The sequence below is a fragment of the Streptomyces triticagri genome (assembly GCF_003429565.1).
GTDB lineage: Bacteria > Actinomycetota > Actinomycetes > Streptomycetales > Streptomycetaceae > Streptomyces > Streptomyces triticagri.
In genome coordinates this window covers 153,551-172,917 of sequence record NZ_QUAK01000025.1, presented here as the reverse complement: position 1 = coordinate 172,917, position 19,367 = coordinate 153,551, and the positions used below count along the sequence as shown (strand labels likewise).

Sequence of the window (19,367 nt, the reverse complement as noted above, 5' to 3'; positions counted from 1 at the left end):
GGGCCTGGCGTACGCTGGATCGGTCGTTGCACACCCCCGCTGAAAGGGACATCCGGTGACCGAGAAGGCCGACCTCCAGTCCGTTCTCGACCGCGCCGCCGATGGCGGGCGGATCACACCGGAAGAGGCCCTCGACCTCTACCGTTCGGCGCCGCTGCACGCGCTCGGCGCCGCCGCCGACGCGGTACGCAGGCGGCGGTACGCGGACACGGTGGACATCGCGACGTACATCATCGAGCGCAACATCAACTACACGAACGTGTGCGTCACCGCGTGCAAGTTCTGCGCCTTCTACGCCGCTCCCAAGGACACCGCCAAGGGCTGGACCCGCGACCTCGACGACATCCTGCGCCGCTGCGCGGAGACCATCGAGCTGGGCGGTACCCAGATCATGTTCCAGGGCGGCCACCACCCGGACTTCGGCGTGGAGTACTACGAGGAGCACTTCTCCGCGATCAAGAAGGCGTACCCGGAGCTGGTCATCCACTCCCTCGGCGCCTCCGAGATCGAGCACATGGCCCGTATCTCCGGGGTCTCGGCCGAGGACGCGATCCGGCGGATCCACGCGGCCGGGCTCGACTCCTTCGCCGGAGCCGGCGCCGAGCTGCTCCCCGCGCGGCCGCGCAAGGCGATCGCCCCGCTCAAGGAGTCGGGTGAGCGCTGGCTGGAGATCATGGAGATCGCGCACGGCCTGGGCGTCGAGTCGACGTCCACGATGCTGATGGGCACCGGCGAGACCAACGCCGAGCGCATCGAGCACCTGCGCATGATTCGCGACGTACAGGACCGGACGGGCGGCTTCCGCGCCTTCATCCCGTACACGTACCAGCCGGAGAACAACCATCTGAAGGGCCGCACCCAGGCCACCCTCTTCGAGTACCTGCGGATGATCGCGATCGCCCGCATCTTCCTGGACAACGTGGCGCACATCCAGGGCTCCTGGCTCACCACGGGCAAGGAGGTCGGCCAGCTGTCCCTGCACTACGGCGCGGACGACCTGGGCTCGATCATGCTGGAGGAGAACGTGGTGTCGTCGGCCGGCGCCAAGCACCGCTCCAACCGCCTCGAGATCATCGACCTGATCCGCAAGGCCGGCCGTGTCCCGGCGCAGCGCGCCACCACCTACGAGCACCTGGTGGTGCACGACGACCCGGCGAACGACCCGGTCGACGAGCGCGTCGTCTCGCACGTGTCCTCCACCGCGTTCGACGGTGAAACAGCGGCGCGTAGCGCCTCCGGCAAGGGTGGTGGTGGGCGACGGGAGGGCGGCACGGCGCATCCCGAGCTGAAGCTGCTCGCCTCCAACTGACGGTCGACGCCGTAGCGCGCCCGAACCACCCCCGACGAGGCCGAGTTGCTCACCATCCACCGCGTGCAGGGCGTCCGCCCGTACGCCGACCACCCGCGCGAGGCGGAGACCGAGCACGGGCACGCCCTCGTGGTCGACAGCAGCCGCATCGCCGCGATCGGGCCGTACGAGGAGCTGCTCGCGCAGTACGGGGACCGGGCCAGGGTCCGCACCTGGGACGGCATCCTCACGCCCGGCCGCTACGAGCCGGACGCGCCCGCGCTGCTCGACGACACCTACTGGCCCGACCCGCGCGAGGCCGACGTGCTCGGCACGGCGCCGCTGACCGGGGACGCGCTCGCCGCCCTCGACCTGACCGGCACCCGCTGGGCCGGCAGCGCCCGCCGTGGGCTGCAGCGGCTGCTCGCCTCCGGGACCACGGCCCTCGCGGGCCCGTTCCGCCGCCCGGAGGTGCTCACCGCCGCGGAGCGCTCGGGCATCCGCCGCCTCGCCGTCGCACCCGAGCGCCCGCTGTCCCGCTCGCTCACCCCGTCCGGCGCGGCGGACTTCGCGGTGTACGCGCCGGACGGCGGCTGCCTGGTGACGGTGCTCGGCGGTCGCCTCGTCCATCGTGCGCGCTGACTTGTGCGCGGCAGCGGGCCGCCGTCGGCCCCGGCGGCCGTACTGCTTGAATGGGACGCGTGACCCGCGCATCCCTGGACAAGCAGCCGCACGAAGTCGCCACGATGTTCGACGACGTCGCGGAGCGATACGACCTCACCAATGACGTGCTGTCCCTCGGGCAGTCCCGGCTCTGGCGCAAGGAGGTCGCGAAGGCCGTCGACGCGCGTCCCGCGCAGAAGATCCTGGACCTGGCCGCCGGTACCGCCACCTCCTCGCTGCCGTTCGCCGCGGCCGGTTCGTACGTGGTGCCCTGCGACTTCTCCACCGGCATGCTGCAGGTCGGCAAGGCGCGGCACCCGCATCTGCCGTTCACGGCGGGCGACGCGACCCGACTGCCGTTCCGCGACGACGTGTTCGACGCGGTGACGATCTCCTTCGGACTGCGCAACGTCCAGGAGACCGATGTCGCGCTGCGCGAACTGCTGCGGGTCACCCGGCCCGGCGGCCGCGTTGTCATCAGCGAATTCTCGCAGCCGACCTGGGCGCCCTTCCGCACGGTGTACACCGAGTACCTGATGCGTGCGCTGCCGCCGGTCGCCCGCGCGGTCTCCTCCAACCCGGACGCGTACGTCTATCTCGCCGAGTCCATCCGCGACTGGCCCGACCAGCCCGCGCTCGCCGCGCGCCTCGGGCAGGCCGGCTGGTCCCGGGTCGCCTGGCGCAATCTGACGGGCGGGATCGTCGCGCTGCACCGGGGGTTCAAGCCGGTCTGAGCGCGGAGCGTGGCCGGGGCCGGAGTCGCTCCTGATCACTCCGGGTTGACGGGAACCACGGTCCGTGCAGGATGTGTCCGTGCGTGTGGCGGATTCCTCCCCACCCGCCGTGCGGTACCCGTCCTGTCGTCCCGTCCCGCCGTCCCCACGGCCCCGGCCGACGGCCCTAGCCAGGAGCGCTCCTTTGTCTCCGTACTGTCCTGCCTGCGGTACCCAGTTTCCGGACGATGCCCGGTTCTGCATGAAGTGCGGGCGGGAGCGGGTCGAACTGCCCGCGGACGGGGGAGAGTCGGACCCGCCCGGCGACGCCGCGCCGGAGGCCACCCCCGAGCCTGCTCCGGACAAGCCGTCCGCGCCGCCGCCTCCCGCACCTCCGCTCGCCGCACCTCCGGTGGGCCCGCCACCACCTGCATACGCCCCGCCGCCCGCCGGGCCGTCGCCGGTCGGTGCCTTCTTCGGGCGGTCCATGCGCGGGCCCTGGGGCGGCTCCGCGAAGGCCGCCGCCTGGCCGCTCGTACTGCTCCTGGTCGCGGCCCTGGCGCTCGCCATCCCGTCGTACGGCCAGGACGACGAGGTCGTCGTCGGCTTCACCGACCGGCTGCGGATCGCGCTCGCGCTGCTCCTGCAAGGTCTCGGCGGCGGCTTCGAGGTCAGCGGCGGGGGCCGCGGCTACGGCTCGTCCTTCGGCGAGCTCGGCTCCGAACTCAGCGGCGGCGGCAGCCTGTCCGTCGTACCGCTCACCGTCACGGCGCTGTGGGCGGCCGCGCTGTTCATCGGCGTCCGCATGCTGCGCGGCCGGCTCGTCGAGTCGGCGGCCGGCACCGCGGGCCTGGAGGCGGCAGTGCGGGTCGCCGTGGTGGCGACGGGCGGGGTGCTGGTACTCGGACTGTTCGCACAGCCCGAGGTGCAGGGCGTGGAGGTGTCCTCGTCGCCGGTGCTCGCCGCGCTCGGGGCACTGGTGCTCGGCCTGCTGCTCGCGGTCGGGGTCCTGAACCGTGCGGACCTGACCCGCTGGCTGGTCGAACGTCCCGGCGTACGGGCCCTGTTCGCCGCCGCCGGCACCGCGGTACGGGCCCTCCTGATCGCCGTCGTGGTGTGCTCGGTGGTCGGATTCGTCGTCCTCGCACAGGCCGACGACATGGAGCAGGACGGGCTGCTGCTCTCGCTGCTCGTCCTGCCCAACATCGGCGCGATGATCCTCGCGCTCGGCTGGGGTGCGGGCATCAAGGCCGAGTTCACCGGCGACTCCTCCGGCATCGGCGGCGGATACGACTCCGAGACCCTCGACCTCGGCGCGCTCGGCGACGAGTTCAACGCCTGGGCCGTGGTGGGCGTCCTGGCGCTCGGCCTGTTCTGCGCCGTGCTGATGGGCGTGCTCACGGCGCGCCGCTCCCGTGACCGGCGCGAGCAACTCCTGTCCGCCGGGCTCTACTTCGGACTCTTCCTGCTGCTCTGCGCCGTCGACGGACTGTCCCTGGACGCCTCGGGTTCGGCGGGCGGCCTGGGCGGCGGGAGCGGCCGGCTGACCGTCGGCACGAGCGTGCCGGACGCGCTGCTCTTCGGCCTGCTCTGGATCGCGGCGGCGACCTTCCTCGGCCCGTATCTGCTGCAGATGGCGGGACGCCCGACCGGAATCGTGCCGCCGCCGGTGCCGCCGGTGCCGCCGGCACCGAGTGCGGGGCCGACTCCTCAAGCTCCGCCTCCGGACGTCCCCGGTGCGGGAGGGCCCGTGGCGGGCGCCCCCGGTCAGGGCGTCTTCGGCGCTGCGCCGCCGCAGGGTGGAGCCCCGCCGCAGGGTGGCACCCCGGGTACGGGCGGACCCGTGCCCGTACCCGCCGGACATCAGTCGCCCGCTCCCGGGCAGCAGCCCCACCCGGGCGGACTCTTCGCAGCCGATCCGTACGACCCGAACACCTTCCATCTCGGTGCGGGGCGCGCCGAGCCCTCCAGGCCGCCCCGGTCCAAGGCGTTCGTGTGGACGGTGACCCTGCTGGCCGCCTTCGTCATCGGCGGCGGTCTGACCGCGGGCGCCCTGCTGCTCACCGACAACGGCAGCGACAAGGCCGCGCCCGGCCGCGACGACAAGCCGGCCGCCACCTCATCCGACGGCCCATCGCCCGGCCCGTCCGCCGGCACCGACGACCCCACCGAACCGGCCGACGACGACCCGTCACCCTCCGACTCCACCGACGACGGACCCGCCGACGGCGAACCGACCGACGACGCCACGGCCCCCGACGGCTACCACATCCTGCACGACCAGGCGGGCTTCTCCTTCGCCGTCCCGGAGGCCTGGAGCCGGGCGGGCGAGAACAGCGGCCAGATCACCTACTCCGGCACCACCGGCTACGCGCAGTTCCTCATCGGCGTCGTACCGAACACCCCCGTCTCCAGCTACGACAACTTCCGCACCATCGAGGAGAAGGCCCGCAAGAAGCCCGACTACCGCCGGCTCAAGCTGGAACGGAACACCTTCCAGGGCCGCCCCGGCGCCCTGTGGGAGTACACCTTCACCGAGAAGGAGACCGGGCGCACGGTGCACGCCATCGACCAGGGCTACGTCGCCGAGAACGGCACCGAGTACGCCATCTACCTGACCGAGTACGACGAGTTCTGGGCGGACGGCCCGGAGGAAACCTTCCGCGTGGCCCTCGACACCTGGCGCCTGGAGGACTGAGCCCGTACCGCCCCCGCCGCCACGTCACAGCGTGAGCCGGAAGCAGTACCCCTCGCGCTGCGACTGCGGCGTCCGGAAGGTCTCACCGAGCACCATCCCGAGCCGACGCGTCACCGCCACCGACCGCTCGTTGCGCGAGTCGACCATCGCGACGACCTCCCGCACCCCGGCCGTACGCAGCCGGGCCAGCGTCTCCCGCGCCGCCGCCGTCGCGTACCCGCGCCCCCACGCCCGCCGCGCGAGCCGCCACCCGATCTCGATCTCACCCACCGGCCCCCAGTCCCGCGGCCAGTGCTGCGCACCGGTGAACCCGATCACCCGGCCCTCCTCGTCGAGCAGCGTCCACAGGCAGAAGCCGTGCAGCGCGTCGCTGGCCCGCTGCCGCGCGGTGAGCTCCATGTAGACCGAGAGCTCCGCGGGCCCGCCGTGGAACTCCATGACATCCGGGTCGTCGAAGACCTCGTGCCAGGCGTACGCGTCCTCCTCGGTGGGGACGCGCAGAGTCACGGCGGGAAGCGATGCGGGAAGCGATTCGGTCATCCGGGGCAGCCCTTCGGATCGTTGATCAGTACGCCCCCATAGACTGCACAGGTCCCGTGCTGATCGGCACCGAATTCTCAAGACCGGGGGAGAACCCGCCGTGACCGAGCCTCTCACCGAACACACCGCAGATGTGATCGTCGTCGGTGCCGGTCCCGCCGGTTCCACGACCGCCTACTACCTCGCGAAGGCCGGCCTGGACGTCCTGCTCCTGGAGAAGACCGCCTTCCCGCGCGAGAAGGTCTGCGGCGACGGCCTCACCCCGCGCGCCACCAAGCAGCTCGTCTCCATGGGTATCGACATCTCCGAGGAAGCCGGCTGGCTGCGCAACAAGGGCCTGCGCATCATCGGCGGCGGCGTCCGCCTGCAGCTCGACTGGCCCGAGCTCGCCTCGTACCCGGACTACGGCCTGGTCCGCAAGCGCGACGACTTCGACGAGCAGCTCGCCCGGCAGGCCCAGAAGGCCGGTGCGCGGCTCTACGAGCGGTGCAATGTGAGCGGCCCGATCGTCGACGACCGCACCGGCCGCATCACCGGCGTGCAGGCCAAGCTCGGCGAGGAGAAGACCCCGGTCACCTACCACGCCCCGCTCGTGGTCGCGGCCGACGGCAACTCCACCCGGCTCTCCCTCGCGATGGGCCTCAACCGCCGCGAGGACCGCCCGATGGGCGTCGCGGTGCGCACGTACTTCACCTCGCCGCGGCACGACGACGACTACCTGGAGTCCTGGCTGGAGCTGTGGGACCGCCGCGGCCCCGAGGACCGGCTGCTGCCCGGCTACGGCTGGATCTTCGGCATGGGAGACGGCACGTCGAACGTCGGGCTCGGCATCCTCAACTCCTCCAAGGCATTCCGGGAGTTGGACTGGCGCGAGGTCCTCAAGGCCTGGTGCGCCTCGATGCCCGAGGACTGGGGCTACACCCCGGACAACATGACGACGCCGATCCGCGGCGCCGCCCTGCCGATGGCCTTCAACCGCCAGCCGCACTACACCAAGGGCCTGCTCCTGGTCGGCGACGCGGGCGGCCTGGTCAATCCGTTCAACGGCGAGGGCATCGCGTACGCCATGGAGTCCGGGCAGCTCGCCGCGGACGTCATCGTCCAGGCGCACGCCCGCCAGACCCCGTCGCAGCGCGAACTCGCCCTGCAGAGCTACCCGAAGGTCCTCAAGGAGACCTACGGCGGCTACTACACGATGGGCCGCGCCTTCGTGAAGCTGATCGGCAACCCGAAGATCATGAAGCTCGCCACGGAACGCGGTCTCACCCACCCCATGCTGATGCGCTTCACCCTCAAGATGCTCGCCAACCTCACGGACCCCACGGGCGGCGACGCGATGGACCGCATCATCAACGGCCTGGCGAAGGTGGCGCCGAAGGCCTGATCCTCCCTCCGCTCCACGGCGTACCCGCCCCTCGTTCCCCGGCACCTGGTCGGTGGAACGGGGGGCGTGATGCGTTCCGGGCCGGCCGCATGTGTGGCATGATTTGCAAAAGCATCGGTGAGCGAAGATGCTTAAATCTGTCAACTGCCTTGAAGTGCCGCGACTATAGGCGATATGCCCGTCTCGGAAATTTGCTATAGCGCGGCACTGGAGGTGATCGGTATGGGGTGGGTGGATCTTCATGAAGCTGTCGGTCGTTCGGCGTGGGGCTGTCGCTGCGGTGGCGTCGGTGGTTCTGGGCGTCTCCGTTGCCGCCTGTGGATCGGGTGATGAGGGGGCGGGTGGGGACGGCGGGTCCGGCGGCGGTACGTCGAAGAAGCCGGCCGCCGCGGACAAGGGCGGCGGTGAGCCGTCGGCGCCCGCCACCGACGACGCCGAACGCACGCTGACCGCCGCCGAGTTGGAGGAGCTGTTCGTCACGAAGGCCGATCTCACGGGCCCGTTGAAGGATTACGTGGTGGAGAATCCGGGCCCGGACGAGGTGGAGACCTCGGACAGCATGAAGGCGAGCGGGAGCGAGTGCCAGCCGCTGGTCGACACCTTGAACGAGGTTGCCCCGGCAGGGGCTTCGGCCACGGAGCGGCGCGCGGTGATGGGCCCGGCGGCGAAGCGGCTCGAGGAGGGCCTCGGTTCGCAGGTCGCGCTCTCCTCGTACAAGTCGGAGGCCGCGGCGGCCAAGGCGCTGGAGGCGCTCGAGGTTGCGGTGGCGGACTGCGGCGACGGCTTCGAGGCGACGGGGGCGAAGGCCGAGGACAACCAGAGCTTCACGCGGGTGGACAAGGAGCGGGCGCCGCAGGGCGCGGACCAGTCCGTCGCGTACGACCTCGTCGGCGACCTCACGGACGGCGAGGAGGTGGCCGAGGACCTGAGCACGGAGATGCCGATGAAGTTCGTCTACGCGCGCTCGGGTTCGACGGTCGCAATGTTCCTCACGTACAACCCCTTCGACCCTGCGAAGACGGACTTCCCGACGGGCCTGGTCGACGCCCAGATCGCCAAGCTGACGGGCGCGACGGCGTGAGCGCCCGGCGCAGGCGCCGGAGATTCTCCCTGACCCGCCAGTTGGGCCTGAAGCACCTGGACCGCGGCCAGTCGACGACGGAGTACGCGGGCCTGCTCGTCATCGTCGCCCTCGTCGTGGTCGCCCTCTTCGGCACGTCGATCAACGAGACCATCGCCGACACGGTCTCGACCAAGGTCTGCGAGATCACGGGCGGCGACGGTTGCGGGGGCGGCGACGGGCCGGCCCGGGCCGACGGCGACGGCACGTCCAAGGGCGACGGCAGCAACCCCGCGAAGGCGGACATCAAACCGGCGGACGACGGTGGCGGCGGTGGCAACGGCGACGGCGGCAACGAGAATCTCTCGGCCGCCGAGAAGGAGTACAACAAGTCCAAATCGGAACTCGACAAGGCCCTCAAGAAGTACGACGTCACGAAGAAGGACCTGAAGAAGGCCGCCGAGGAACTCATCAAGATCGCCGGAGACGAGACCGGCATCACGGACGCCCTCAAATGCATCACGGAGGGCGACGGTTCGGCCTGCACGGAGACGGTGATCAACGCGCTCCTCATGGCGGCCGGCGGCATGCCCCTCAAACTGGTCAAGAAATACCTCTTCAACCCGAAGAAGGGCATCGAGACCGGCAAGAAGATCATCAAGAACGGCACCAAGATAGCCAAGGGCCTCACCTCCCTCTACAAGCAGTCGAAGACCGTAGCCAAACTCAAGAAAAAGACCGCGGCTCTGAAGAAGAAGGCGGCCGCGGCCAAGAAGAAGCGCACGGCCTGCAAACCCAAACACTCCTTCCTGCCCGGCACTTCAGTCCTGATGGCCGACGGCCGCCGCATTCCCATCGAATCGATCGCCGCCGGCGACAAGGTCCTCGCCACGGACCCGACCACGGGCCGGACGGCCGCCCGCCCGGTCACCCGCACCATCACCACCCACGAGGACAAACACTTCACCCGCCTCACGGTCGGCACGGGCGTGGGCGGCGGCAGTCCGGGACTCGAAACCCTCACCACCACCAACACCCACCCGTTCTGGCTCCCGACCCAGACCCGCTGGGCCGACGCGGGCACCCTCACCCCCGGCGACCAACTCCGCACGGCCGACGGCGACTCCCGCCCGGTCACGTCGATATCCCGCTACACCCAACGCCAGACAACCCACGACCTCACCATCGCCGGTATCCATACGTACTATGTGCTGGCCGGTGCCGCGCCGGTACTCGTTCACAACAGCAATTGTGCGGTGCCGATATCAAAGGGACGTTGGGACCATGTCTGGGACCGGCACGTGAATCGGAAGAAGTACCCCGGCAAGAGTAAATTCAAGACGACCAGCAAGGCGAAGATCCAGAAAATGATCAACCGGGCGCTTGATGGCCGGACTTCGGACGGGGCCTATCATCACAAATTCTCGACGCCTATCGGAAGGAAAGCCGGTGGTGACCCACAGTTTCATATCAGGGTCGTGGTGCGAGACGGCAAGGTGATCACAGCCTTCCCGTCGGATGGGCCATGACAGAACGAACTACCCTGGGAGGAAAGTTTTGGGTGTCGATGTTGTCCTGAAGCGGGTGAGTAATCCGGGGTCGAGTCCCAGGCGGCGGCGGCTCGTGCAGGAGGATGCCGTACTGGACGGGGCGGATGTGTTTGCTGGGATCTGCCGCGCATGCGATCTCCCCATGTTGAATCGGGTTGATCCGTATGGCGACTTGATCCTTACCTCGCAGGACATGCCCGAGCTGCTTGCTGACATCGACGTCGTGGTCGGCGCCGGCGTGGCGGAGGCCGAGCGGTCCGTCTTGGCGGCGGTGCGAGCGCTCGCCCAGCGGTGCGTCGAGGAGTCTTCGCTGGAGTTGCACCTCGAGGGCGACTGAGCGGGTTGGCTCGGTCAGGCTGGGCGGGCGGCCTGCCACGTCCATGACGTTTGGCGGGGGTGGCCGTCGAGGTCGCCGCGGCCGGTGGACCAGAGGAGGACCTGGGTGCGGTCCCCGGGCGGGGCGGTGGGGAAGAGGCGGGTGAGTACGGATGCGCTCGGACCGGCCGGCGGTAGCCAGTCGATGGAGAGGCCTTGGGCGATGTCGTGGGTGTGGAGGAGGGTTTCGGCGACGCCCATCGCCGCGAAGCCTTCGGGGTCGCACGGGCCCCAGTGCCAGGCCCGCAGGGTCGGGTCGGCCGTGGACAGGGCGCTGCTGAGCAGTCCGCCGCAGGCGGCGACGGCCTGGAGGAGTTCGGCGGGCGAGGCGGTGGGGCGGACGTTCAGGTCGATGGGGAGGTAGGCGTCGGTGGGCCGCGCCGCCAACTGCCCTGCGTAGGCGAGGAGATCGTGGGCGATGTGCGCCGCCGTCTCCCAGCAGGTCCATTCGAGCGGCCCCGCCGGTACGGTCCAGTCCGCGGCGGTGTGCGGGCCGAGCGCGCGCAGCATCTCGGCCACGGCGGCGTCGACGTCCTGATGATCCATACGGAGTTCCTCGCGGTCCAGGGTGCGGCGGTGGGGCGTGGGTCAGCGGCGTCCTGCGTACGGCAACGACCGTACGGCCAGGTGGCGTTCAGCGCGGCTGCTGCTCGGCGATCGCCGCCCAGTCTCGTCCGCCGCGCGGCCGTCGGCGATCGCCTGGTCCTCAGCGAAGGCCGTGTCGTCGGACAGGACCGAGATCGCCACCGGGCGCCGGAGGGCGTCCGCGCCGGCAGTGACGCGGCGGACTCAGGACTCGCGGGTGCGCGCGTGCAGGTGCATGTCGTGCCGGCCGTCGTCGTGCACCGCGGCGCTGCGCTTGGTGCCTTCCAGCAGGTAGCCGGATTTGGTGGCCACCCTGCAGGACGCGGAGTTGAGCGTCGAGTGGTCCAGGTGCAGGCGGTGGAAGCCGATCTCTTCCATGGCCCAGACCGTGAGCGCCTCGACAGCGCGGGTCGCCACCCCCGCGCCGCGGGCCGCGGGAAGTACCCAGTAGGCGAGCTCGGCAGCGCCGTCGCCGAAGTCCCAGCCGCGCAGTGCTGTCCGGCCGAGGACCGCACCGTCTCCGGCGACGACGGCCCAATGGCCGCCCCGCTCGGCCGCCCAGTCCCGGCGGTAGGCACTGAACCACTCCAGGACGCGGGCCTCGTTCGACGGACGGCGTGTGTGCCAGCGACGGATGGCGTCGTCCTGGTACGCCGCGAGGAAGACCGGTGCGTCGGCCGCCTCCCACGGACGCAGGAACAGCCCGTCGGCGGCGGGCACCACAGGCTGGGGGGAGTCGCCGATGCGACCCGAGGGAATGACTGGCGGCATCGACAGATCGCGGATCATGCCCCATGTTCGAGCTACGCCTGGTGCTTACGTCAAGGGCGGGGCGAATGCGGTGATACGGCGGCGGCCGCTTCCTTGACGAGGGTGTGGGCGTCGAGGAGGCGGAGGCCGTTCGGGGTGGCCTGGCGGAGGGCCTTCACCGCGGCGACGTGGTCGGCCTCGGGGTCGACGCCGGCCTCGGAGAGGGTGCGGCGCACCCACCGCGTGCGGACCTCGGCCTCGGTCAACTGTTGTTCTGCGGCGAGCAGTTCCGCGGCTCGCTTGAGCCCCGGGCGGTCCTCGGGGGAGGCGTCGGCCAGGGCCTGTTGGATCGCCGCCGCCATCTCGTCCACGTCCCGCAGTACGGTCAGGGACGGGGCGGCTTTGCTCGTACCGAACATCGTGGGGTTCAGCCTTCGTGGGTGTGGGCGTGGGTGATGAAGGCCGACCAGGTCGTGGGGGTCACGGTGAGGTGGGGGCCCACGGCGTTCTTGGAGTCGCGGATGTGGACCGTGTCCGGGGTGCGGGCGACCTCGACGCAGTCGCCCTCGTTCCCGTCGCTGCTGTAGCTGCTCTTTGCCCAGGACAGTTCGGAAGAGTCCCCGGCGGAGGTCTCGCGAATCATGTTTCTCCCAGCAGTTGCTCGATGAAGGCCAGTGTCTCCCCTGGGGCGAGTGCCTCGGCCCGGATGATGCCATACCGCATCTCAAGGATCCGCAGCTGCTTGGGATCTGTCACGGGGCGGCCGTTGAAGGCTCCCTCGGAACGTCCAACCGCCGTGCCGTCCTGGAACTTCAGCAGCTCGATCTTCCCGTCCATCCCCGGATGAGCCTCGCGGTACGTAGGCATCACCTGGAGCGTGACGTTGCGCAACTGCCCGATCTGCACGAGACGTTCGAGCTGTTGCCGCCACTCCATTGTGCCCCCGATGGGGCGACGTAGAGCGGACTCCTCCTGGACGAAGCTCAGAGTCGGTCCCGGGAGTCGGTCGAAGATCGACTGCCGTGCCGTCCGGGCCGCGGTCATGCGCTCCACCTCGCCCTGCGCGTAGGCCGGCCGCCGCGCCTCGAACAGCGCGCGGGCATGCCCCTCGGTCTGGAGCAGTCCGTGCAGACCGTGCGCCACGTACGCACCGATCTCAACGGCCCGCGCCTCCATGTCCGCCAGATCCCGCACCTTCTTCGGATACCGCGCCTCCGCGACGTCGTCCTTCATCGCCGCCACCGCGCCGCCCGCTCCCAGGACCTCGTCCGCCTTCTCCAGGTACTCCGGGCGCGGGATCCGCTTGCCCGACTCGACCTTGTAGACGAGGCCCTCGCCGTAGCCCATCGCCGTGGCGAACTCCGCGGCCCGTAGCCCGGACGCCTCGCGCCGCGCACGCAACTGGCGTCCTACGAAGGTGACCAGGGCCACGCCCTGTTCGTCCTCGGGGTCCACCTCCCAGCCCGGCTCCTCGGGCTCGTCCCGTACTTCCACCACATCAACGCGCTTGTCCATCCCGCCCGTACCTTCCGCCGCCGCGCCGAACTCCCCGCCGTGCACCGCCGACGTCCTTACCCGGGCGGCTGGTTGGACAGCCTGTACAGGCCTGGACAGAGCCCGGACAGTCACCGTACGCAAGCGGAGTGTCACTGTGGAGCGTAGGCGGGGCGGATCAGGCTGAGCCCGTGAATCCGGAAACCGCCGAACTCCCCGACCCGTCGCTCGGGCGCTTGCACTTCTACGTACAGCTGTCCTCCACCCCACGCGGCGCCCGCCTCGCGCGGCTGCTCGCGGGCGAGCAACTCCGCGCCTGGGGCTGGCCCTTGGACCCCGCGCGGCAGATCGTGGCCGAGCTCGCCGCCAATGCCGCCACCCACGGGCGCGTCCGAGGCCGGGACTTCCGGCTGGTGCTGCGGGCCGGCCCCGCGACCCTCCGTATCGAGGTCGCCGACGCACGGCACGAACGCGTTCCCGCGCCGCCCCGGGCCCCGGCGCCGGACGCCGAGTCGGGGCGCGGACTGGTCCTCGTCGAGGCCCTCGCCGACCGCTGGGGCGTGACCGCGGGCCCCGCGCCCCTGAAGACCGCATGGGCCGAACTGGACCTCGCCGGGCCTTCGTACGGCGGCGGAACGTAGCGTGGGCGGCCTCAGACGGCCGGTGACCCGGTCGGGCCGAGGCCGAGGGTGAGGGAAGCGTGGCAGTGTTCGTAGGCGTGGTGTGTCTGGTCGTGGTGGCCGGAGTCGTGTGGTTGCTCGCGCGTCTCGACTCCTGGCGGCCCGCCGGCCTCGAGCGGTGGAATCGGGCGCGGGGCCGGTGCCCCGGGTGCGGCAGCGGCAGGACCCGGACGATCGTGTCCGACAACCGGCTCAACGGGATGCTGGAGTGCAAGGCCTGCAGCCGCGCCTGGCACCCGGACCCGGACTCGCATCCGCCCGCAGGCCCCTGACCGACCCGTGACAGAAGCTCGACCCGGCCGTCGCCGACGGGCGATAGCGTCCCGGCATGACGAAACGGGGACGGGTTGTATGCGGCGTACTGGCGGGTTTGTTGGCGATCTGGGCGTTGTGTCTCTTCCTGATGTCGCCGACGCTCACCTTCTACGGCAACGACGCGGAGGTCAGCTGCAGCTCCGTGGCGGACGCGGGATGGTCGAGCCGGAAGATCAGTGAGGACGGCGGCTCGCGCTCGTACAGCTTCGACGTCACCGGCGGTGAGCTGCCGAAGCCTGACCGGGGCGAGCCGCACTGGATCGTGCAGGACCGCGTCGAGTCCAAGTGCGACCGCCGCAGGACGACTTGGGCGGCGGGCATGGCGCTGATCCTGGCGCCGGCCGCCGTACTCGCCGCGGGTGCGGTCTTCGGCCCGCGGCGGCTGCGCGGCGTACTCGTCGACCCGCAGGCCGGCCCACGGACGCCGTGAGAACGCATCGGGGCCCGGGGACCTGATCAGGTAGGTCCCCGGGCCCTCGGTGATGCCGTACGGCCGTTCGCGTCAGCGGACGCGGAAGCCGGTCACAGGACGCGGACCGCGCCGGAGGCCGGGTAGCCGGACAGGTCCTGGATGACGACGCCCTTGCTCGGGTTCGCGGCGTCCAGGTACTGGCCGTCACCGATGTACACACCGGTGTGGTACGCGGAGCCCTTGCCGCCCCAGTACAGGATGTCGCCGACCTGGAGGTTGGACGTGCCGACCTCGGTGCCGACGGTCGACTGGTCCTGCGAGACGCGCGGCAGGTCGATGCCGGCCTGCTTGTACGCGGCCTGCACCAGGCTGGAGCAGTCCCACGCGTCGGGGCCCGAGGCGCCCATCACGTAGGCGTCGCCGAGCTGCGCCTTCATGAAGCCGACGACGGCGCCGACGCTGCCGCTCGGGGTGGAGGCGGAGGCCTGGGCGGACGAGCCGGAGGTGCTCTGGGTGCTGAGGGTCGCGCGGTCGGCGGAGCGCTCGGCGCGGGCCTCGCGGGCCTTCTCGGCGCGCTCGGCGGCGGCCTTCTTCTTGGCCTCCGCCTTGCGCTCGGCCTCGGCCTTGGCCTTCTTGGCTTCCTTGGCGGCCTTCTCGGCTGCGGCGTCCTGGTCGGCCTGCAGCTGGATGGAGTCCGCCACCTGCTGGGTGGCGTCGGCGGTGGCGGCCATCTTGGTGGCCAGCTCGGTGGTGAGCGTGGGCATTTCGACGGTCTCGGTCACCGGCTCGGCCGCGTTCGCCGAACCGGATGCACCGGCCACTGCGAGGGTGCTGAGGACGCCACCGGCAACTCCGGCGCGCAGGGCCACCTTGGAGGCGCTGCGGCGGGGCTTCCGGTGGCTGGGTATGTGAGCGGTGTGGGACATGGGAACAACCGCTATCAGGGCGCGCGGGTTCCCTTCAAGAAACGTGTGCTGCGCCACAGTTGCTGAATTCCCGGCCGAATCCCGGGCGTGTCGGCCTTTATTGACGCCGTAACGGGCAATTTGGACACCGCTGATCAAGGCCATGATCACGGGTTTTCCGCGTTACGCCCTATTTGCCCACCGCTTACCACCGACCCGAGTCGATGGCCAAGCCCTCGGTCCGTTCACCGGTGAGGGCGTGGCATAGGTCACGCGCGGGTCACGGAACGGCCGCCTGTGGAACGGACATTAGGGATCCGGCATCTCCCTGCGAACGCCCCGGGGTCGCCCTGCCGGTCGCGTGCCCGGGTGTCCGGGGTGGCAAACCGGACGCAGTGCATTCATAGGTGACGAACCGTCGGACCGGTGGGGCGCGGCGCGCGCTGTCGGCCCGGCTCCTCTCCGTTCCCCGGCGCATCCGTCGCCCGTCGCCGTCCGCTGCCGTCCACCCCTGCCCCGCCCGCTCCCTCTCATGAGTGAGCGCGGCCCTCTATCAAGCGCCGATGTCCAGCGCCAATTTGCGTAAGGCTCCCCTTACTTGATAGGGCGGCGCCGCTCCGACCAGCGGTAACGCACCCGGATGTCACTACTGGTGATCACTTCGGAGCTTCGCGTACGAAGATCACCGCTCATCCGGCTTCATGATCCTTCGTCAGGTGGTGGAGATCACAAAGTCGTTGTCGTACCCCGTGTCGCAGATCACAGACCGGCAGGCATAGGATGCGGGGCAGTTGGGCTTGTGAACTGCCTCACATGGATGCGATCTTCGATGCGATCTTCGTGGGGCGGGGGAAAGCCCGCAGGTCCGTCCGCCGAAGCAGTCAGTGTCGACTGAGAGGAGCGAGGAGCGGTGAACGCGTATGCGCCCATCCTCGTACTGGGAGCCCTGGGCGCCGCCTTTGCGATCTTCTCCGTGGTCATGGCCACGCTTGTCGGTCCAAAGCGGTACAACCGGGCGAAGCTCGAAGCCTATGAATGCGGTATCGAGCCCACGCCGACTCCGGCCGGCGGTGGGCGATTCCCCATCAAGTACTACCTGACGGCGATGCTCTTCATCATTTTCGATATCGAGATCGTCTTCCTCTATCCCTGGGCCGTCACCTTTGACGCGCTCGGGGTTTTCGGGCTCGTGGAGATGCTGCTCTTCGTGCTCACCGTCTTCGTCGCGTACGCCTATGTGTGGCGGCGCGGCGGCCTGGACTGGGACTGAGGGGCTGATTCACCCATGGGACTTGAAGAGAAACTGCCGAGCGGGTTTCTGCTGACGACCGTCGAGCAGGCCGCGGGATGGGTGCGCAAGTCGTCCGTCTTTCCTGCCACGTTCGGCCTCGCCTGCTGTGCGATCGAGATGATGACGACCGGAGCCGGGCGGTACGACCTCGCCCGCTTCGGTATGGAGGTCTTCCGTGGATCGCCGCGCCAGGCCGACCTGATGATCGTGGCCGGCCGGGTCAGCCAGAAGATGGCGCCCGTGCTCCGGCAGGTCTATGACCAGATGCCGAATCCCAAGTGGGTCATTTCCATGGGGGTTTGTGCGTCTTCCGGCGGCATGTTCAACAATTACGCGATTGTGCAGGGCGTCGACCATGTCATCCCGGTCGACATCTATTTGCCCGGTTGTCCGCCGCGGCCGGAAATGCTGATGGACGCGATTCTCAAGCTGCACCAGAAGATCCAGACCTCGAAGCTCGGCGTGAATGCCGAGGAAGCGGCCCGCGAGGCGGAGGAGGCGGCCCTCAAGGCACTCCCCACCATCGAGATGAAGGGGCTGCTGCGATGACCGACAAGAACGGCGCGAACGACGGCGCGAACGACGGCGTGAACCCGGAGAAGGACCTCGGCGCGGACAACCTCCCGGGCCAGCGCGGCGACCAGGGCGAGGAGATCCGCGTCCAGCGCGGAATGTTCGGCGCCAACAACGGCGGCGACACCTCCGGCTACGGCGGCCTGGTCCGCTCCGTACGCCTGCCGGGGCCGGCCAACCGCCCGTACGGCGGCTGGTTCGACGAGGTGGCCGACGAGCTGGAGGGCGCCCTCGAGGAGCAGGACCTGCTCCCCGAGAACGCCATCGAGAAGACGATCGTCGACCGCGACGAGCTCACCTTCCACATCGCGCGCGAGCACCTGGTGCGGGTGGCGAAGACCCTGCGCGACGACCCGGCGCTGCGCTTCGAGCTGTGCACCGGGGTCAGCGGAGTGCACTACCCGAACGACAAGGGCCGCGAGCTGCACGCCGTCTACCACCTGCGCTCGATCACCCACACCCGGCTGATCCGGCTCGAGGTCTCCGCACCGGACAGCGATCCGCACGTGCCCTCGCTCGTCGAGGTCTATCCGACCAACGACTGGCACGAGCGCGAGACCTACGACTTCTTCGGGCTGATCTTCGACGGGCACCCGGCGCTGACCCGGATCATGATGCCGGACGACTGGCAGGGCTTCCCGCAGCGCAAGGACTACCCCCTCGGCGGCATCGCCGTCGAGTACAAGGGCGCCCAGATCCCGGCTCCTGACCAGCGGAGGTCGTACTCGTGACCACACCCCACGCAACCCCGAGGGCGACCACCGAGGGCACCGTCTACACCGTCACCGGCGGCGACTGGGACGAGGTCGTCGAGAACGCGGTCAAGTCCGACGACGAGCGCATCATCGTCAACATGGGCCCCCAGCACCCGTCCACGCACGGGGTGCTCCGGCTGATCCTGGAGATCGACGGCGAGACGGTGACCGAGGCCCGCTGCGGCATCGGCTATCTGCACACCGGCATCGAGAAGAACCTCGAGTACCGGACCTGGACGCAGGGCACCACCTTCGTCACGCGCATGGATTACCTGACGCCGTTCTTCAACGAGACGGCGTACTGCCTCGCCGTCGAGCGGCTGCTCGGCATCGAGGACGAGATCCCGGACCGCGCGACGATCATCCGGGTCCTGCTCATGGAGCTGAACAGGCTCTCCTCGCACCTGGTGTGCCTGGCCACCGGCGGCATGGAGCTCGGCGCCACCACGATCATGATCTACGGCTTCCGGGACCGCGAACTCGTCCTGGACCTCTTCGAGTTGATCACCGGCCTGCGGATGAACCACGCGTACATCCGGCCCGGCGGACTCGCCCAGGACCTGCCGCCCGGGACCGTGGACAAGGTCCGCGAGTTCCTGAAGACCATGCGGAAGAACCTCGACGACTACGACAAGCTCGCCACCGGCAACCCCATCTTCAAGGGCCGCATGCAGGACGTCGGCTATCTGGACCTGGCCGGCTGCATGGCGCTCGGCGCGACGGGCCCCGTGCTCCGGTCCACCGGCCTCCCGCACGACCTGCGCAAGTCCGACCCGTACTGCGGCTACGAGACGTACGACTTCGAGGTGCCGACCGCCGAGACCTGCGACTCCTACGGGCGGTTCCTGATCCGCCTGGAGGAGATGCGCCAGTCGCTGCACATCATCGAGCAGTGCCTCGACCGGCTGGAGCCGGGCCCGGTCATGGTCGGCGACAAGAAGATCGCCTGGCCGGCCCAACTGGCCCTCGGCCCCGACGGTCTGGGCAATTCGCTCGACCACATCAAGAACATCATGGGCACCTCGATGGAGGCCCTGATCCACCACTTCAAGCTGGTGACCGAGGGCTTCCGGGTCCCGCCGGGACAGGCGTACGTCGCCGTCGAATCGCCCAAGGGCGAGCTCGGCGTGCACGTCGCCTCGGACGGCGGCACCCGGCCCTACCGGGTGCACTTCCGCGACCCCTCCTTCACCAACCTGCAGGCCATGGCGGCGATGTGCGAGGGCGGCCAGGTCGCCGACGTCATCGTCGCCGTCGCATCCATCGACCCCGTGATGGGAGGCGTCGACCGGTGACGGACGCACACCCCACAAGCACCGGCAGCCCGACGAGCCTG

The 19,367-nt window shown here is 69.9% G+C and carries 22 protein-coding genes; 15 read left to right on the top strand and 7 right to left on the bottom strand.

Annotated features, from left to right (window positions below; translation table 11 throughout):
- The first annotated feature begins 55 nt into the window (after positions 1–55).
- The 4 genes from mqnC (at position 56) to DY218_RS05765 (ending at position 5,362) form a co-directional block, all read left to right on the top strand.
- The gene (gene mqnC, locus DY218_RS05780) at positions 56–1,309 is read left to right on the top strand and encodes a cyclic dehypoxanthinyl futalosine synthase (protein WP_128554810.1); all 1,254 of its coding nucleotides are present in this window, start codon (positions 56–58) and stop codon (positions 1,307–1,309) included.
- Positions 1,310–1,354: 45 nt separating this feature from the next.
- The gene (locus tag DY218_RS05775; RefSeq protein ID WP_128554809.1) at positions 1,355–1,930 is read left to right on the top strand and encodes an imidazolonepropionase-like domain-containing protein; all 576 of its coding nucleotides are present in this window, start codon (positions 1,355–1,357) and stop codon (positions 1,928–1,930) included.
- 59 nt (positions 1,931–1,989) lie between these two features.
- Positions 1,990–2,685: a demethylmenaquinone methyltransferase gene (locus DY218_RS05770; RefSeq protein ID WP_128554808.1), complete on the top strand. Its 696-nt coding sequence runs from the start codon at positions 1,990–1,992 to the stop codon at positions 2,683–2,685.
- 64 nt (positions 2,686–2,749) lie between these two features.
- Positions 2,750–5,362 carry a zinc ribbon domain-containing protein gene (locus DY218_RS05765; protein WP_128554807.1) on the top strand — a complete coding sequence of 871 codons (2,613 nt, stop codon included), beginning with the start codon at positions 2,750–2,752 and terminating at the stop codon, positions 5,360–5,362.
- A gap of 24 nt (positions 5,363–5,386) precedes the next feature.
- Here the strand turns inward: DY218_RS05765 and DY218_RS05760 are convergent, their stop codons facing one another.
- Positions 5,387–5,902, bottom strand: coding sequence for a GNAT family N-acetyltransferase (locus tag DY218_RS05760; RefSeq protein ID WP_128554806.1), 516 nt, complete (start codon positions 5,900–5,902; stop codon positions 5,387–5,389).
- 100 nt (positions 5,903–6,002) lie between these two features.
- Between DY218_RS05760 and DY218_RS05755 the strand changes: the two genes are divergently transcribed.
- The 4 genes from DY218_RS05755 (at position 6,003) to DY218_RS34125 (ending at position 10,233) form a co-directional block, all read left to right on the top strand.
- Positions 6,003–7,286 carry a geranylgeranyl reductase family protein gene (locus DY218_RS05755; RefSeq protein ID WP_128554805.1) on the top strand — a complete coding sequence of 428 codons (1,284 nt, stop codon included), beginning with the start codon at positions 6,003–6,005 and terminating at the stop codon, positions 7,284–7,286.
- A 289-nt stretch (positions 7,287–7,575) separates the two neighbouring features.
- Positions 7,576–8,367 carry a hypothetical protein gene (locus DY218_RS05750; protein WP_158573982.1) on the top strand — a complete coding sequence of 264 codons (792 nt, stop codon included), beginning with the start codon at positions 7,576–7,578 and terminating at the stop codon, positions 8,365–8,367.
- Between the two features lie 41 nt (positions 8,368–8,408).
- A complete protein-coding gene (locus DY218_RS05745) occupies positions 8,409–9,875 on the top strand; it encodes a polymorphic toxin-type HINT domain-containing protein (protein ID WP_128554803.1) in 1,467 nt (488 codons plus the stop codon).
- Positions 9,876–10,089: 214 nt separating this feature from the next.
- Positions 10,090–10,233, top strand: a complete 144-nt coding sequence (locus DY218_RS34125) for a hypothetical protein (RefSeq protein WP_158573980.1) — start codon at positions 10,090–10,092, stop codon at positions 10,231–10,233.
- 14 nt (positions 10,234–10,247) lie between these two features.
- On the opposite strand, the gene DY218_RS05740 is transcribed toward DY218_RS34125, so the two are convergent.
- The 5 genes from DY218_RS05740 to DY218_RS05720 all read right to left on the bottom strand — a co-directional run bounded on the left by DY218_RS05740 (position 10,248) and on the right by DY218_RS05720 (position 13,121).
- Positions 10,248–10,817 carry a maleylpyruvate isomerase N-terminal domain-containing protein gene (locus DY218_RS05740; RefSeq protein ID WP_128554802.1) on the bottom strand — a complete coding sequence of 190 codons (570 nt, stop codon included), beginning with the start codon at positions 10,815–10,817 and terminating at the stop codon, positions 10,248–10,250.
- A 243-nt stretch (positions 10,818–11,060) separates the two neighbouring features.
- Entirely contained in the window at positions 11,061–11,645 is a 585-nt protein-coding gene (locus tag DY218_RS05735) for a GNAT family N-acetyltransferase (protein WP_128554801.1), read from the bottom strand.
- Between the two features lie 32 nt (positions 11,646–11,677).
- Entirely contained in the window at positions 11,678–12,025 is a 348-nt protein-coding gene (locus DY218_RS05730; protein WP_128554800.1) for a hypothetical protein, read from the bottom strand.
- Positions 12,026–12,033: 8 nt separating this feature from the next.
- Positions 12,034–12,249: a DUF397 domain-containing protein gene (locus DY218_RS05725; RefSeq protein WP_128554799.1), complete on the bottom strand. Its 216-nt coding sequence runs from the start codon at positions 12,247–12,249 to the stop codon at positions 12,034–12,036.
- The gene (locus DY218_RS05720; protein WP_199566634.1) at positions 12,246–13,121 is read right to left on the bottom strand and encodes a helix-turn-helix domain-containing protein; all 876 of its coding nucleotides are present in this window, start codon (positions 13,119–13,121) and stop codon (positions 12,246–12,248) included. Before DY218_RS05720 ends, DY218_RS05725 begins: the two co-directional genes overlap by 4 nt.
- A 170-nt stretch (positions 13,122–13,291) precedes the next feature.
- Between DY218_RS05720 and DY218_RS05715 the strand changes: the two genes are divergently transcribed.
- The 3 genes from DY218_RS05715 to DY218_RS05705 are packed head-to-tail and all read left to right on the top strand — an operon-like array spanning position 13,292 to position 14,525.
- The gene (locus DY218_RS05715) at positions 13,292–13,741 is read left to right on the top strand and encodes an ATP-binding protein (RefSeq protein ID WP_128554798.1); all 450 of its coding nucleotides are present in this window, start codon (positions 13,292–13,294) and stop codon (positions 13,739–13,741) included.
- A 59-nt stretch (positions 13,742–13,800) separates the two neighbouring features.
- On the top strand, positions 13,801–14,052 hold the full coding sequence (locus DY218_RS05710; RefSeq protein ID WP_128554797.1) for a hypothetical protein: 252 nt from the start codon (positions 13,801–13,803) through the stop codon (positions 14,050–14,052).
- Positions 14,053–14,108: 56 nt separating this feature from the next.
- A complete protein-coding gene (locus tag DY218_RS05705; RefSeq protein WP_128554796.1) occupies positions 14,109–14,525 on the top strand; it encodes a hypothetical protein in 417 nt (138 codons plus the stop codon).
- 92 nt (positions 14,526–14,617) lie between these two features.
- On the opposite strand, the gene DY218_RS05700 is transcribed toward DY218_RS05705, so the two are convergent.
- On the bottom strand, positions 14,618–15,433 hold the full coding sequence (locus tag DY218_RS05700) for a C40 family peptidase (protein WP_128554795.1): 816 nt from the start codon (positions 15,431–15,433) through the stop codon (positions 14,618–14,620).
- A gap of 889 nt (positions 15,434–16,322) precedes the next feature.
- Here DY218_RS05700 and DY218_RS05695 point away from each other — a divergent pair.
- The 4 genes from DY218_RS05695 to DY218_RS05680 are packed head-to-tail and all read left to right on the top strand — an operon-like array spanning position 16,323 to position 19,326.
- Positions 16,323–16,682 (top strand): NADH-quinone oxidoreductase subunit A, encoded by a 360-nt coding sequence (locus tag DY218_RS05695; RefSeq protein WP_128554794.1) that lies wholly within the window; start codon positions 16,323–16,325, stop codon positions 16,680–16,682.
- A 15-nt stretch (positions 16,683–16,697) separates the two neighbouring features.
- Positions 16,698–17,252: a NuoB/complex I 20 kDa subunit family protein gene (locus tag DY218_RS05690; RefSeq protein ID WP_128554793.1), complete on the top strand. Its 555-nt coding sequence runs from the start codon at positions 16,698–16,700 to the stop codon at positions 17,250–17,252.
- On the top strand, positions 17,249–18,007 hold the full coding sequence (locus tag DY218_RS05685; RefSeq protein ID WP_128554792.1) for an NADH-quinone oxidoreductase subunit C: 759 nt from the start codon (positions 17,249–17,251) through the stop codon (positions 18,005–18,007). Before DY218_RS05690 ends, DY218_RS05685 begins: the two co-directional genes overlap by 4 nt.
- Positions 18,004–19,326: an NADH-quinone oxidoreductase subunit D gene (locus tag DY218_RS05680; protein WP_128554791.1), complete on the top strand. Its 1,323-nt coding sequence runs from the start codon at positions 18,004–18,006 to the stop codon at positions 19,324–19,326. The genes DY218_RS05685 and DY218_RS05680 overlap by 4 nt, the downstream gene beginning before the upstream one ends.
- The last annotated feature ends 41 nt before the right edge of the window (positions 19,327–19,367 follow it).